This window comes from Streptomyces sp. NBC_01498 (genome assembly GCF_036327775.1).
Classification (GTDB): domain Bacteria; phylum Actinomycetota; class Actinomycetes; order Streptomycetales; family Streptomycetaceae; genus Streptomyces.
Map to the genome: position 1 here is coordinate 75,591 of NZ_CP109598.1, position 14,337 is coordinate 89,927.

Below are 14,337 nucleotides of genomic sequence, written 5' to 3' on the forward strand. Positions count from 1 at the left end.
ATCGGGGCCGGGCCGCCGACCCGGGACGCGAGCGGGTGGCCGTCATCCCCCGCCCCGCTGTCCCCGGCCGCCTCACCCATTCCTCCTTCACCCCCCGCACCCCGTTCCGTCATTCCGACGTTCTGCCGTTCTGCCGTTCCGGGCGCCGTACGACGGCCCTCGCGACGGGCGCGCGGCAGCCACCGACTCGTTCCCGACCCCCGCAGCACACTCCGGAGGCCCCTTCAAGAGCGCCTCTCCGGACGCATTCGTGTCTCAGAGCGACAGCGTCCAGGGGGCGGAGGCAAAGATTCGGCCATCTCGCATGCACGGGCAATTCATTTGAGCATCATGCAAATGCCCCAGTCGGGGAAGCCGTACCGCCCGGAGCAGGAACCCCATCAGGCTCGGCACGCACCAGCCTTGCCGCGCCGCCGAAGAATTCGCGGACCGCGCGTGTTCATGGTGTGACCCGGCGCGACGGTCTGTAATCAGACTGCGCGCAGGCTCAAACTCGTTGTACGTCACGGGAGTTCTCGGCACGGACGGCACAAGTCCGGCAGTCTGCGGGAGCTTTGCAGCAAAGCCCTGACGTGCCCTTTTGGAGTGCGGGCGCACGCCGGCTCGTGAGCCGGAGGCGGCCCGTCCGCGCCAGAAGTGACGCGCGGAGACCCTCCGCCCGTGGACCGGAAGTCGACCTTGCATCCGGAGCCGTGGCGGTCAACGATTCCATCCGTGCAGCTTGACAGGTCCACGCCCAGTAACCGCTGGTCGGGGACCTGCACGCACCGACTGCCCCACCCCACCCAACGGGCTGTCCATCCCCCATATCTCCGGAGGATCTAGTGAACTTCAAGCGCTTCTCGCCGCTGAACGGCACGTCCAGACGCGCTCGGCTCCTCGCCGTGACGTCCGGCCTGGTGACCGCCGTCGCGCTCGCGGCCCCCTCGGCCGTCGCCGCGCCGGCCCCCGAGGCCAAGGCGACCGTCTCGCAGCTCGCCGCCGCCAGCTCCGCCGTGCTCAAAGCGGACGTGGCCGGCACCGCCTGGTACACCGACGCGAGCACCGGCAAGATCGTCGTGACCGTCGACAGCACCGTGTCCAAGGCCGAACTGGCCGAGGTCAAGGGCGCGCTGGCCGACTCCAAGGCCGAACTGACGGTCAAGCGCACCAACGGCAAGTTCACCCCGCTGATCGCCGGCGGCGAAGCCATCACGACGAGCGGCAGCCGCTGTTCGCTCGGCTTCAACGTGTCGGTCGGCGGCGTGGCCCACGCGCTGACCGCCGGTCACTGCACCAACATCGGCGCCAGCTGGTCGATCGGCACGCGCACCGGTACCAGCTTCCCGACCAACGACTACGGCATCATCCGCCACTCCAACCCGGCGGCGGCCGACGGCCGGGTCTACCTGTACAACGGCACCTACCAGGACATCACGTCGGCGGGCAACGCGTTCGTCGGCCAGTCCGTCCGTCGCAGCGGCAGCACCACGGGCGTCTGGGGCGGTACGGTCACCGGCCTCAACGCCACGGTCAACTACGGCGCCAGCGGCATCGTGTACGGCATGATCCAGACCAACGTCTGCGCCGAGCCCGGCGACAGCGGCGGCTCGCTCTTCGCGGGCAGCGTCGCCCTGGGTCTCACCTCCGGCGGCAGCGGCAACTGCCGCACCGGCGGCACCACGTTCTACCAGCCCGTCACGGAGGCCCTGAGCGTCTACGGCGCCACGGTCCTCTAACCCCACCCGGCACACTCGGGGACACCAACCCTCCAGCGGCGGACCGTGGCACCTCACGGTCCGCCGCTGTCGTGCGCCCACAGCACCCGAAGCGCTCGCAGTGCTCGCAGTGCCCGACCGACCGACTAATTTTCTTGTCTTGACAATTTTTTCTGTCGGTCGCATCCTGAGGGCGTGCTGGACATCGCCGTCATCGAAGAACCCGCCGCGGCCGAGGCGTCCCTGGACCCGATACGGTCCCGGATCCTCGCCGCCCTCGCCGAGCCCGGCTCGGCCACCATGCTGGCCACCCGCCTGGGACTGCCCCGGCAGAAGGTCAACTACCACCTCAAGGAACTGGAACGGCACCGGCTGGTCGAGCTCGCCGAGGAGCGACGGCGCGGCAACGTCACCGAGCGGGTGTACCGCGCCACCGCGGCCTCCTACGTCATCTCCCCCAGCGCCCTCGGTGCGGTCAGTCCGGATCCCGACCGGTCGCCCGACCAGCTCTCCGCGCACTGGCTGCTGGCGCTGGGAGCCCGGCTGGTGCAGGAGCTCGGGACCCTTCTGGCGGGCGCGGCACGGGCCCGGCGGCGGATCGCCACCTTCGGCATCGGCGCCGAGGTTCGTTTCGCCTCCGCCGCCGACCGTGCGGCCTTCGCCGACGAACTGGCCCGGACGGTGGCGGACCTCGTCGGCCGCTACCACGACGAGTCCGCCCCCGGGGGACGAACCCACCGTGTGATCGTCGGGCTGCATCAGATCCCCGTCCCGGCGGGAACCCCGGGGCCGTCCCCACACGTACCCGGCGCCGGGTACGAACCCACCGAAGAACACGGACCGGACGCCGGACACGAACCCACCGGGGAATCCGCAGCGGACGCAGGTCAGGCGCCCGACACGGGACCCGGACCCGACGCACGACAGGAACGCCGACCATGACGCACCCGTTCGAGATCGAGCTGGAGACACTTCTTCCGGCGAGCCCGGAAGAGGTCTGGGAGGCGATCGCGACAGGACCGGGGATCGATTCCTGGTTCATGGGCCGCAACGAGGTCGAGCCCCGCGAGGGCGGCGTCGCCGCGATGGACACCGGCGGGCACCGGGAGGAGGCGGTGGTCACCGCGTACGAGCCCGGCAGGCGCTTCGCGAGCCGCACGGCCACCGGCGACGACGGCCGGTTCATGGCCTTCGAGTATCTGATCGAGGGGCGGGAGGGCGGCAGCACCGTACTCCGTGTCGTGCACAGCGGACTGCTCGGCGACGACTGGCAGGACGAGTACGACGCGCTGCGCCGGGGCTGGCCCTTCCATCTCCACACGCTCCGCGAGTACCTGTCGTACTTCCCGGGCCGCACAGCGGTTCCCGTCTTCGCCATCGTGCCCTCACCCGGCAAGACACCGCGCGAGTTGGGTGCGGCTCTCGCCCACGGGCTGTCGCTGACGGCCCCGGCGAGCGCCGGCGAGCGGGCGTACGCCCGACCGACCGGTCTGGCACCGCTGGACGGTGACGTGGTGTGGGCGGACGACGAGCGCATCGGGGTCCGGACCACGGACGGGATCTACACCTTCCACCACGGCTCCGGAGTGGCGCTGATGTTCCATCACCTGTTCGGACCGGACACGGACGGGGCCGAGAGCGCGTGGCAGCGGTGGCTGAGTGACCTTCTCGCCCGACCGTGACGGGCGGCACGCGACGGGACAGCCCATGATCGGCACCACGCACAGCACCGGACGATCAGAAGACAGCACAAGCCGCAGAAGCCGGCAGGAAACGACAACACACAGCAAGAGACAGCAAGCACGTAACAGCAAGACAGTGAGGAAACACCCATGCGTACCTTGATCAGTACCGCCTTCGTCTCGCTCGACGGCGTGGTGGAGGCTCCGGGCGGCGAACCCGGTTACCGCAACTCCGGATGGACCTTCAAGGACGTCGAGTTCGTCCCCGAGGCGTTCGAGATCAAGGGCCGGGAGCAGCGGGAGGCCGGGGCGATGCTGCTGGGCCGGACCAGTTACGAGGCGTTCAGTCAGGTCTGGCCCGGCATGGAGGAGTTCGCCCAGTACAAGGAGATGCCGAAGTACGTCGTGTCCACCACGCTCACCGACGACGCTCTCGTCCCGGGCTGGGGCCCGACCGCGATTCTGCGTTCCCTCGACGAGGTCGCCGCGCTGAAGGCGACCGAGGGCGGCCCGATCATCGTGCACGGCAGCGCGACCCTCAATCAGGGTCTGTCGGACGCGGGCCTGATCGACCGGTACCACCTGCTGGTCTTCCCGTTGCTGCTCGGCGCGGGGAAGCGGCTGTTCAGCGGTACGGACAAGGACACCCAGAAGCTGAGGCTGGTCGAGCACGAGGCGTACGCCAACGGTCTCCAGAAGAACGTGTTCGACGTCGTCCACTGACCGGCGGCCCGCCCGGATCGGGTCCGTGCGCCCTCGGCCGGGCGGCCATCTTGCGGAGCCACCCGGCCGAGGGCCTTACGCGCCGGCTCAGCCGAGAGCGGACTCGATGAGGTCTGCTGCCCGACGTGTGCCGCCCTCGGCCAGCAGCTGGGCGCGCAGCTGCGCCGTGCGGCGGCCGACCTCCGGGTCGGCGGTGAGTTCCAGCAGTGCCGTGCGCAGCGCCTCGGGGGTGGCGTCGGCGGTGTCGATCCGCCGGGCCACGCCGAGGTTGACCAGTTGGTCGGCGTTGGCGTACTGCTCGGCGCCCTGCGGCACGGCGATCATCGGTACGCCCGTGCAGAGCCCTTCGCTGCTCCCGCCCATGCCGGCGTGGGTGACGAAGGCGTCGGCCTGCTCCAGGATCGCCAGTTGCGGGACCCAGTCGCGCACGTCGACGTTGGAGGGGATGTCCCCCAGCTCCCCGGCGTCGGTGTACTTGCCGATCTGGAGGACCATGTGCCAGCCGGCCAGACCGCCGAACGCCGCCAGGCACGCGCGGTAGAAGTCCGGCCGGCGGGTGTAGGCGGAGCCGAGGGAGACCAGCAGCACCTTCTCGGCACCGGCGGGCCGGGTCCAGCCGCCCTGGTCGGAGCGGTCCCCGAGGCAGGGGCCGACGAAGGTCACCACGTCCGTGTCCACCCGGTCGGCGTGGGGCTGCATGGCCTTGGTGATCAGCGCGACGGCCCGGGGGGGCATGCCGCTGAAGGCGTCCACGTCCAGCGTGGTCGCTCCGGACGCGGCCAGCCAGGAGGCGAATTTCCGCCGGTACGTGTCGGCGCCCGGCAGCGTCATCAGTTGGTCGGCGACCTCCCTCTGGTAGCCCTCCCACGCCACATAGGTCGGGGAGAGCTGTACGAGAGGGCGGTTCTGCGCCTCGCCGAGCACGCGGCCCGGGTACGAGCCGATGTCGTAGAGGTACAGGTCGGCGGGGTCCTCGTCGTAGTGGGCGCGCAGTTGGGGAAGGGCGTGGATCGCGTCGTCGAGGAAGAGGGTCATGGCCGCGATCGGGTCGTCCGGCCAGTTGTTGTCGGCGACGGGCAGCGTGGTGGTGCGGGGAACGAACTCGGCGCCGGTGGACGCGACGAGCCCGGCGACGTTCGGGGCGTCCGCGTACGTCACCCGGTGCCCGCGCCGGACGAGTTCACGGATGACCTCAAGGCCGGGCAGGACGTGGCTGACGACGGGACTCCCGATCATCGCGACATGGCGACGGGACAGAGACATAGGAGAGTGCTCTTTTCAGTTCTACGGCGTGCCGACAGAGACCCCTGCGCCTTGAGAGCGGCGCAGCGGAACGACCCGAGGGCGGAAAGGCCCTCGGGGGGCGGAGGGACGTACGGACCGGGACGGCGCGCACCGATGACGGTTGGGCGCGGTCCGGATCGTCCGGTCCGGTCCTTGTCAGCCGTAGATCTGGGAATGAGCCATGCCCCGGAGATTAGCCGGGCCCGGTGGTGCGGCGGAGTGCCGCGGGTCGCCGTTCCGCGCGGGTGCGAGGGGGCCTCAGGGGTCCGGTCGCGTTCCGCGCCGTCGATCGTTTTCGCAGGTGGGGTCCGCCGAGGGGCCGTGCGGGGACGGCCTGTCGGCGTGGGCGCTGTCGCGCGCGGACGTCCGGGCCTTCGCGGCGCAGGCTTCCGGCGGGCTGAAAGTCGGCGGGATCTGGCTGGTTCGCGCCAGGCTGTGGGAGCAGGGCGACTCCGGGTCGACGGACGGGTCGCCCGACGGGGCGCCTGACGGGCGGCCTGCCGACCCGGACACCTGCGGCTCAGTGCCCGTGCCGCCCAGTGGTCCAGCGATCCCGCCGTCCAGCACGCCAGAGATATTCCTTGACACGAATATTCGTAGTGGTGAATACTTCTCGGCATGGACGCACTCCTCATCGCACTGGCAGATCCGGCCCGCTGGCGGCTCGTGGGACTGTTGGCCGAGCGGCCTCGTTCGGTCGGGGTCCTGGCGCACCTCGCCGGGGCACGACAGCCGCAGACGACCAAGCACTTGCAGACCCTGGAGCGTGCCGGTGTCGTCGCCTCGGAGCGCACCGGCCAGCGCCGTGTCTACGCGCTCCGGCCCGCCCCTTTGCGGGACTTGGCGGCCGAGCTCGTCCGGCTCGCGGACTTCACGGACCAGGCGGGCGGTCTGCCGGTGACCTACGACCGCCACCGGGAGAACGTCACGGGTGAGCGGCTGGCCGCCGACGCGGCGGGGTGGGCCGACGGCCGCGCGTTCAGGTTCGTCCGGTCGACGCGGGCGGATCCCGAGCTGGTCTGGCGCCATCTGCACGAGCCCGCGCTGCTCTCGGAGTGGTGGACGCCCGACGACCTCCGGGTCTCCGAGCTGGTCTTCGAGGCGCGGCCGGGCGGGCGGATCGTGCAGGAGTACCGCGACGCCGAGGATGTCGACGGCTCGGACCCGGTCGTCGGCCGGGCGGAGGGTGTTGTCGACGATGTACGGCCGGGGGAACGGCTGGCGTACCGGCTCTCGCCGCTCCTGCCCGACGGCGGCATCGCTTTCACCGCCCATGTCGACCTGGATCTGCGGCCCCTCGGAGCCGGTACGGGCACGGAGCTCGACGTCCACTACCGGATCACGGACAGCACGGTCGACTCGGCGGACTTCGTGGCGGGCGTCGAGATCGGCTTCGGCCAGAGCCTCGACAAGCTCACGGCCCTTCTCGGCACGCACCCGCACGAAGCCGTCGCCGTCGCTGTTCCCGGCGACACGGCCACCACGGACAACAGCAACAACCACAGCCACAGCCACGACAGCGGCCGTGGCCCGGACAGGACCAACACCGGCAGCGCCGGTGACGACGCAAGGAGCACGAAGTGAACGAGCAGACCGCCGGGCGGAGGGTCGTCACCAACATGAGCCTGTCCATCGACGGCCGCTACGCGGGGACGGACCCTCTCGACATGGGCTGGGTGATGCCGTACGCCGTGACCGATGTCGCCCGCGACCATCTGGCCGGCCTGTGGGAGTCGGCCACGACCGCCCTGCTCGGCCGGGTGAACGCCGAGGGTTTCCTGGGCTTCTGGCCCACCGTCATCGGCGGGGAGGGAGTCGACCCGCGTGACGAGGGCTTCGCGAAGTGGCTGGTCGACACCGACAAGGTCGTTCTCTCGTCCACCCTCCACGAGGCGCCGTGGGAGCGGACGACGATGGTCGACAAGCCGACCGCCGACGTGATCGAGGATCTCAGGGCGGCCGAGGGCGGGGACATACTCGTCCTCTCCAGCGCCAGTGTGATCAAGGCGCTGCTGGCGGCCGACCAGGTCGACCGCCTGGCCGTCAACGTCTTCCCGATCGTTCTCGGCGCCGGGCCCCGGCTTTTCGACGACGGCCTGCCCGCCGGCCGGTGGGCCCTCACCCACCAGGCGGCCGGCGAGCACGGCACCCTGTCGCTGATCTACGACCGGGTCCGCTGATCGGATCGGGTCCTGTCGACCGGCCCCGTCGACAGGCGGCGCCCTACGCCGAAGCCTCGGTGAGCAGGGTGAGTTCCGCTTCGGTCAGTTCCAGGTCGGCCACCGCCATCAGGGCCGGCAGTTGTTCCACGGTCCGGGCCGACGCGAGGGTGGACGTCACGGTCGGCTGTGCGGCGACCCAGGCCAGGGCCACGGTCGCGACCTCGGTGTCGTGTGCCCGCGCCACCTCGTCCAGAGCGGTGAGGACGCGCACACCCCGTTCCGTTCCGAGGTGCGCGCCCGCGCCCTGGGCGCGGGCGCTGTCGACCGTCACGCCGGGGCGGTACTTGCCGGTCAGGAATCCCGAGGCCAGGGCGTGGTAAGGCACGGCGGCCAGTCCGGCGCGGGAGGCGACGTCCTGGAGCGGGCCCTGGTAGGTGTCCCGGGACACGAGGCTGTAGTTCGGCTGGAGGGCGACGTAGCGGGCGACACCCTCGCGGTCGGAGAAGTCGAGGGACTCCTGGAGGCGCTCGGCGGAGATGTTGGAGGCACCGATGGCCCGCACCTTGCCCGCCGTCACCAACTCGTCCAGGGCGCCGATGATCTCCTCGACCGGGATGGTCGGGTCGTCGTCGAAGTGGGTGTAGTAGAGGTCGATGTGGTCGGTGTCCAGCCGGCGCAGGGACGCGTCGGCGGCGGCCTTGATGGTCTCTCCGCGCAGGCCCCGGTAGTCGGGGTGGCGGGCGACCTTGGTGGCGATCACGACGTCGTCGCGGCGCCCGCGTGCCTTGAGCCACTTGCCGATGACGGTTTCGGACTCACCGCCCGAGTTGCCCTCCACCCAGGTCGAGTAGGAGTCGGCGGTGTCCACGAAGTTGCCGCCCGCCGCGGTGTACGCGTCGAGCACGGCGAAGGACTGGTCGAGGTCGGCGGTCCAGCCGAAGACGTTCCCGCCGAGGGCGAGGGGGAACACCGTCAGGTCGGACCGGCCCAGCGTGTTGAGAGAGGTCATGCCCGTTCAACAACGATCTGGATCAGCTATTCCGGGCCAGGCACCGCGCCCCGAAAGATCCAGGACGAGCGCGGCGATGTTCCAGGCGTCGTCGGCGCCCCGGTGGTGGCGGCCCTCCAGGGGGAGATCGGCGATCTTCAAAGCCTGCGCCATACCGGGGCGCCCCCGCAGGGCGTGGGCGGCGGTGAAGGCGACCTTGGCGTTGGTGTGACGGTGGCCGAAGGGGTACGCGGCGCGGGTCCGCCGGCACTGGCGGGTGAACCGGTCGCGGTCGTAGTCGCCCCAACCGGCCCAAGGGAGCAGGCCCGTCCGGTGCCGCGCGGCCAGGGTCCGGCACGCCTCGGCGAAGGAGAGGCCTCCGTCGACCTCGGTCGGTGTCAGCCCGGTCAGCTCCGTGCGGAACGGGCTGATCGTGGACCGGGCGGGCCTTACCAGCAGCCGGTGCTTGGCGAGGCGTTCGCCCGCGCGCAGCTCGACCACGGTGAGCCCGACCCCGATGATCTCGCTCGCCTGACCGGGCGGCGGCTGCCCCTCCCAGCAGGTCGCCCCGACATCGACCACGTTCAGCAGGTGCTCGGCGGCGTTCATGACCAGGAAGCCTAGAAAGGACCTCGCGCGGGGTCATCCGGATCTCGTTCGGCGGCGCGGTGGCGCGGCAGGGCGTCGAGTCGGCGCCCGGTCAGGCGTCCCAGGAGGACCAGTACGGCCGGGGCGAGCGCCGCCGCTGCCACCAGGAGCGCGGCAGTCGTCGGCGTGCTGGGCATGCTTGTCCCGGTCACGGTGAACTCCTTTGGCAGGCGCGGAAGTTGGCTGCGGGGCCAGGACTCCATGCTGGAGCGGCGCGGTCGGGGTGCCCAGGGCAGAAGTGCCGTTGTCCGGTAACTTCTGGCCATGCACGTCGTCGCCGTTCTCCACCTGGACACCGCCGTGGCGTTCGATCTGGCCGTCCCCGCCTTCGTGTTCGGTTCCGCCTGTGCGGCGCGGGACGCGACAGGAGGTGGCCGCGCGCTGTACGAGGTGCGGGTCTGCGGTCCGGAGGCGGGGACGAGGACGGCGACCGGTGGCGGCGCGGCGTTCGACGTGGGCACCGCGCACTCGTGGGCGGACGCGGCGGGGGCGGACACCGTCGTCGTGCCCGGTCTCGCGTCCTACGCCGCGCCGCCACCGCCCGCCGTGCTGGACCTGCTGCGCGCCGCGCACGCGTCCGGTGCCCGGGTCGCGTCGATCTGCAACGGCGTGTTCACCGTCGCGGCGGCCGGTCTCCTCGACGGGCGGCGGGCCACCGTCCACGGGTCCCACGCGCGTGAGCTCGCCGCCCGGTATCCCGCCGTCGAGGTCGATCCGGCCGTGCTGTTCGTGGACAACGGCGATGTGGTGACCTCGGCCGGCGGCGCGGCCGGGCTTGACATGTGCCTGCATCTGGTCGGCAAGGACCACGGGGCCGCCGTCGCGGCCGGCACCGCCCGGCACACGGTGATGCCGCTGCGCCGTGACGGCGGGCAGGCGCAGTTCATCGCCCATGAACAGACCCATGACGACCGGGGCGGTCTCGGGCCGCTGATGCACCGGTCGGAGGAGTCGCTCGGTCAGCCGCACACGCTCGCCGGCATGGCGCGTGAGGCGTCGATGAGCGTACGCACCCTCAGCCGCCGTTTTCGCGCGCAGACCGGTACCACGCCGCTGCGTTGGCTGACCGGGGCACGTCTTCAACGCGCGCGGCACCTGCTGGAGACCACGGGGCTGTCGGTCGAGGAGATCGCCTCCCGCGCGGGGTTCGGTACCGCCACCGTTCTGCGGCAGCACTTCCGCCGGGCGCTCGGCACCTCTCCCCTGGCCTACCGCCGGGCGTTCACCGGCGCCCGTCCCGACTGAGGGCGCGCGCGGCGCCGGTGCCGTGGAACGCCGTGGAACGGGTGAATGGCACCGCTTCCGCCGCCCCCTTTCACGCGTGCGGGCGGCGGGGCGAGGGCGCGCGGGCCCTTGTGACGCACGTAACCGCCGTATGAATTCCTCCGGACGGTGTCCGATGTCGGACGACTCGGGCGGCCGGAGGGTCTTCGGCGGTGCGGATCGTGCGAACCGGACCTAATGGGACCCGGGTGCCCGTTCGCGAACGGGTACGTGACGGAAATGACGGGGCGTTCCCCGCTGTGACATCGGACTCACCGTTCCCGGGCGGTGCCGGGGATTCCGCTTATTCGGGTCCTCAAACGGGCAGGGACCTGCCCGCTTACGGGCTCCGCCGCACCCGGAACACGTGGCACTCACGACAAACAACGGCCATGGGTAATTTCTGAGCAAAGAGTAATGTCTGCCCCATCGGAATGGGATGTCGAGGGTCGACGTTGACATTCATTAGTGTCATCCATACTCTTTCGATTGCAGCTCGGCAGCTGAAATCCCCCACCCACGCATGGTCGAAGTATTGTGAACTCGCCGATGGTACGGAAAATTCACACAGACGTAGCATGCCGCCATCTCTCCTTAACAGGAGGGCGCCGCGCAGGTCGACCGGACCGCGCTCCGCAATCCAGCGCCTCGGCATTACCGGCCGGTGAAGATACCGACGGCACATGCCAACCGGCCGGCGGGTCCCGTTCCGCGGACCGGTCGCGGCGCATGCGGTACGGGCAGAGGAACGAGGCACGTCAGGGCAGTCGGCCTCCACCGCACCACTGCACTCCCCCACCGGGCGCCGTAGTCACGGCCTCGCCGTCAGTGCCATCGTCGGACCTACTCAAAGGGCCAGTATGCGTCTGTTCGAACGTTCCAGGGAAGTAAAGGCACTCGCAAAAGCATTTGACGCCTGCTCGGCCGGAATAGGGCAATTCGTAATCATCACCGGCGGACCGGGTTCAGGTAAGAGTGAACTCGTCCACGACTCGCTGAGAACGGCTGGTGAAGCCGGGGCGACCGTCCTCCTCGCCACCGCGTCACCGACCGGGGCAAAGCAGCCGCTCAGCGTCTTTCGTCAATTACTGCGGGATGCGGAAGTGCCCTGCGACACGCTCGAACGTCTGGCGTCGTCTCACCCCGGATGGTATCAGGGGAACGCCGACGAGAAGAGGGTAATTGCAGAACAGGACAGTCAGGATTCGGACAGGGAAAGGGCCGTCGCCCGTGCTGCGGAGGAAGCCGTGGCCGCCCTGCTCGACCTCTCGGCGGAGCGTCCGCTGGTTCTCGCCGTCGACGACGCGCATCTGATGGACGACGATTCCCTCGCGGCAATGCTGACTCTTCTCCACCGAATACGGAAGAAACGATTCCTGGTCCTTTGCGTCAGCTGGGAGCAATCGGGAATCCGTGGGCCGGACGTCCACCGGCAGCTCATCAGACAGCCGCACGAACGCGTCCGTATCGCGCCGCTCACCGAGGACGGTGTGTCCGCCCTGCTCGGTGAGCACGCCGGACGGGCGGTCGACCGCGAGACGACCGACGCCTACCACCGGGCCACCGGTGGCAATCCGATGCTCGTGCACGCGCTGCTCGACGACAGCACCCGCTTCGGTTCGGAACCGGGCAGGCCCGTCGCCAGTTCCGCCTACCGGCAGGCGGTGCTCAGCTGCCTCGGCGGCACGAGCCCCGCGCACACCCGGATCGGCGCCGCGGTCGCCGTGCTGGGCGACGGTTTCGCCTCCGCCCGCACCGTGGCCCTGGTCACCGGCGAGTCCCTGACGACGGTCCTCGAGGGCGCGTCGGTGCTCAACTCCGTCGGGCTGCTGTCGGACTGGACCTTCCGGCATCCGGCCGCCGCCGACGCGGTGCTGCACGAGCTCCCGCCGAAGGAGCTGGCCCGGCTCAACGCGGACGCCGCGCGGCTGCTCTACCAGGCCGGGGCGCCCGAACGCGAGGTGGCCGGCCGGCTGCTCGCCGCCGACCAGGTCGTCCGCCCCTGGGGGTCGAAGGTGCTGCGCGGCGCCGCCGATCTCGCGCTCGGGGCGGACAACGTACGGGAGTCGATGAGCTATCTGCGGCTCGCCCTGCGCGACCACACCGACGAGCACGACCGCCACCGGCTGCTGGCGGCGATGGGCCGCGCGGCCTGGCGGGTGAACCCCGCCGCGGCGGAGGCGTCCCTGGCCCAGCTGCGACGAGCGGTGTTCGACGACTGCCTGGAGGCGGACGACGCGGCCACCGTTCTGCGGCACATGCTCTGGCAGGGTGAGGACTCCGACGAGGTCGCCCTCGCGATCGGCGCGCTCAGCGGCCCCGCCCGCTCGGAGCGGGACAACCAGTCCATCGCCGAGGTGGAGTTCATCCGGCAGTGGTTCTACGGGGTCCCCCGGGTCTGCCGGCCCGGCGAACGCGGTGACGACGGGGCGGTCACCGACGGACCGGCCGGCGGACCGGCGACCGGGTACGTGCTGCGCGAGTCCGGTCTGGCGGGGCTCAGTCCGAAGCTGACCCAGCTGATCGCGGGTGCGTCGGACGAGGTGGTCGCCGCCGTGGTGCAGTCCCTCCAGGGGCTCCAACTCGACCGGATGAAGCCCGAGTTGGTGGCCATGTCACTGCTCGCCATCGCGCACACGGACCGCACCGGGACCGCGGCGGAGGTGTGCGAGACGCTGCTCGCCTACGTGGAGCGGCGCAAGGCCACCACCTGGCACGCGCTGCTGACCGCCGTCCGCGCGGAGATCGCCCTGTTGCAGGGGGACATCGAGACGGCGGACGCCATGTCGGCGCGGGCCCTGGACATGATGCACACCCGGGGCTGGGGCGTCCTGATCGGTCTGCCGCTGGGCACCGCGGTGTTCGCCAACACCGCACTGGGCCGGCACGACCGGGCGGCCGAACTGCTGGAGCACGAACTGCCCGACGCGGTGTTCCGTACGGTCTTCGGGGTGCAGTACCTCCGTGCCCGCGGGCATCACTATCTCGCCACCGACCGGGCGTTCGCCGGGCTCAGCGACTTCGAGACGTGCGGCCGGCTGATGCGCGACGCCAACGCCGAACTCCACAAGGGCATTCCGTGGCGGGCCGACCTCGCCGAGGCGAATCTGCGCATCGGCCGGACGAAGACGGCGCGCGAGTGGGCGGAGGCGCAGGTCGAGGTGGGCGGCAGCCGGCCCAGTTCCCGTGCGCGAGGTGTCGCGCTGCGGCTGCTGGCCCAGATGAGCAGGCCGAATGTACGCACCTCGCTGCTGCACGAGGCGATCGACCTGCTCCGGGCGTCGGGCGACCGGCGTGAACTGGCCGTGGCCTTCTCGGACCTGTCGGCCACGCACTACGAACTGGGTGACTACGCGCGGGCCCGGCTGGTCGCCCGGCACGCGGGTCAGGTGGCGGCCACCGGCCCCGCCGAGTCCGCCGTCGGAAGCAGGCTCGTGGCGCTGGAACACCTCGGACTGCCGGAGGAGCCCGGCACGGCGATGCTGCTGACGGACGCCGAGTGCCGGGTCGCCGGACTGGCGGCGCTCGGCTACAGCAATCGCGAGATCAGCCGGCGCATCCACGTCACGATGAGCACAGTTGAACAGCATTTGACGCGCGTATACCGGAAGTTGAAGGTGGCGAGCCGGGCGGATCTTCCGTCGAAGATGCTGGAGCACCGCATCCCCACCCTGTCGGACCACTTCTCCGCCGGGGGGACGTCCGCGTCCGCGCTGTCACGCGGCTGATCCCGGCCGGGACCGTCCCCGCTGCCGCGCCCCCGTGGGCGCGGCAGACGCGTGACCGGAGGCGTGTACGGCGTCGCGGTCACGGCTCCGGCGGGTACGACCGCGTACGACCGAACCCCCCGCGCCACCGGCGCGGGGGGTTCGGTCGTCGGGAAGGGTCGG

General features: G+C 70.8%; 12 protein-coding genes. 8 read left to right on the plus strand and 4 right to left on the minus strand.

Going from position 1 to position 14,337, the window contains the following annotated elements:
• Positions 1-824 precede the first annotated feature (824 nt).
• From OG875_RS00320 to OG875_RS00335, 4 genes are all read left to right on the plus strand, one after another.
• Complete coding sequence (locus OG875_RS00320; protein WP_330172160.1) at positions 825-1,718, plus strand: S1 family peptidase; 894 nt, start codon at positions 825-827, stop codon at positions 1,716-1,718.
• 174 nt (positions 1,719-1,892) lie between these two features.
• The gene (locus OG875_RS00325) at positions 1,893-2,639 is read left to right on the plus strand and encodes an ArsR/SmtB family transcription factor (protein WP_330172161.1); all 747 of its coding nucleotides are present in this window, start codon (positions 1,893-1,895) and stop codon (positions 2,637-2,639) included.
• Complete coding sequence (locus tag OG875_RS00330; protein WP_330172162.1) at positions 2,636-3,379, plus strand: SRPBCC family protein; 744 nt, start codon at positions 2,636-2,638, stop codon at positions 3,377-3,379. The genes OG875_RS00325 and OG875_RS00330 overlap by 4 nt, the downstream gene beginning before the upstream one ends.
• Positions 3,380-3,529: 150 nt before the next feature.
• On the plus strand, positions 3,530-4,102 hold the full coding sequence (locus tag OG875_RS00335) for a dihydrofolate reductase family protein (protein ID WP_330172163.1): 573 nt from the start codon (positions 3,530-3,532) through the stop codon (positions 4,100-4,102).
• 87 nt (positions 4,103-4,189) lie between these two features.
• Here OG875_RS00335 and OG875_RS00340 read toward each other — a convergent pair whose 3' ends face one another.
• Positions 4,190-5,365, minus strand: coding sequence for a macrolide family glycosyltransferase (locus tag OG875_RS00340; RefSeq protein ID WP_330172164.1), 1,176 nt, complete (start codon positions 5,363-5,365; stop codon positions 4,190-4,192).
• A gap of 639 nt (positions 5,366-6,004) precedes the next feature.
• Here OG875_RS00340 and OG875_RS00345 point away from each other — a divergent pair.
• Both OG875_RS00345 and OG875_RS00350 read left to right on the plus strand, forming a co-directional pair.
• Positions 6,005-6,970, plus strand: coding sequence for a metalloregulator ArsR/SmtB family transcription factor (locus OG875_RS00345; protein ID WP_330172165.1), 966 nt, complete (start codon positions 6,005-6,007; stop codon positions 6,968-6,970).
• Positions 6,967-7,566, plus strand: coding sequence for a dihydrofolate reductase family protein (locus OG875_RS00350; protein WP_330172166.1), 600 nt, complete (start codon positions 6,967-6,969; stop codon positions 7,564-7,566). Before OG875_RS00345 ends, OG875_RS00350 begins: the two co-directional genes overlap by 4 nt.
• Positions 7,567-7,609: 43 nt before the next feature.
• Here OG875_RS00350 and OG875_RS00355 read toward each other — a convergent pair whose 3' ends face one another.
• From OG875_RS00355 to OG875_RS00365, 3 genes are read right to left on the minus strand one after another with little or no spacing between them, the layout of a single operon-like run.
• Entirely contained in the window at positions 7,610-8,557 is a 948-nt protein-coding gene (locus OG875_RS00355) for an aldo/keto reductase (RefSeq protein WP_330172167.1), read from the minus strand.
• 6 nt (positions 8,558-8,563) lie between these two features.
• Positions 8,564-9,145 (minus strand): 3'-5' exonuclease, encoded by a 582-nt coding sequence (locus tag OG875_RS00360; protein ID WP_330172168.1) that lies wholly within the window; start codon positions 9,143-9,145, stop codon positions 8,564-8,566.
• Positions 9,146-9,156: 11 nt separating this feature from the next.
• Positions 9,157-9,336: a hypothetical protein gene (locus OG875_RS00365; RefSeq protein ID WP_330172169.1), complete on the minus strand. Its 180-nt coding sequence runs from the start codon at positions 9,334-9,336 to the stop codon at positions 9,157-9,159.
• Positions 9,337-9,448: 112 nt separating this feature from the next.
• On the opposite strand from OG875_RS00365, the gene OG875_RS00370 reads away from it, so the two are divergent.
• Both OG875_RS00370 and OG875_RS00375 read left to right on the plus strand, forming a co-directional pair.
• Positions 9,449-10,429: a GlxA family transcriptional regulator gene (locus OG875_RS00370; protein ID WP_330172170.1), complete on the plus strand. Its 981-nt coding sequence runs from the start codon at positions 9,449-9,451 to the stop codon at positions 10,427-10,429.
• 878 nt (positions 10,430-11,307) lie between these two features.
• On the plus strand, positions 11,308-14,175 hold the full coding sequence (locus OG875_RS00375; RefSeq protein WP_330172171.1) for an AAA family ATPase: 2,868 nt from the start codon (positions 11,308-11,310) through the stop codon (positions 14,173-14,175).
• Positions 14,176-14,337 lie beyond the last annotated feature (162 nt).

Bases quoted from the DNA above. Each gene is read 5' to 3' on its own strand.
- OG875_RS00330 (WP_330172162.1), top strand. From the start codon at position 2,636: ATGACGCACCCGTTCGAGATCGAGCTGGAGACACTTCTTCCGGCGAGC.
- OG875_RS00335 (WP_330172163.1), top strand. From the start codon at position 3,530: ATGCGTACCTTGATCAGTACCGCCTTCGTCTCGCTCGACGGCGTGGTG.
- OG875_RS00340 (WP_330172164.1), bottom strand. From the start codon at position 5,365: ATGTCTCTGTCCCGTCGCCATGTCGCGATGATCGGGAGTCCCGTCGTC.
- OG875_RS00345 (WP_330172165.1), top strand. From the start codon at position 6,005: ATGGACGCACTCCTCATCGCACTGGCAGATCCGGCCCGCTGGCGGCTC.
- OG875_RS00355 (WP_330172167.1), bottom strand. From the start codon at position 8,557: ATGACCTCTCTCAACACGCTGGGCCGGTCCGACCTGACGGTGTTCCCC.
- OG875_RS00360 (WP_330172168.1), bottom strand. From the start codon at position 9,145: ATGAACGCCGCCGAGCACCTGCTGAACGTGGTCGATGTCGGGGCGACC.
- OG875_RS00370 (WP_330172170.1), top strand. From the start codon at position 9,449: ATGCACGTCGTCGCCGTTCTCCACCTGGACACCGCCGTGGCGTTCGAT.
- OG875_RS00375 (WP_330172171.1), top strand. From the start codon at position 11,308: ATGCGTCTGTTCGAACGTTCCAGGGAAGTAAAGGCACTCGCAAAAGCA.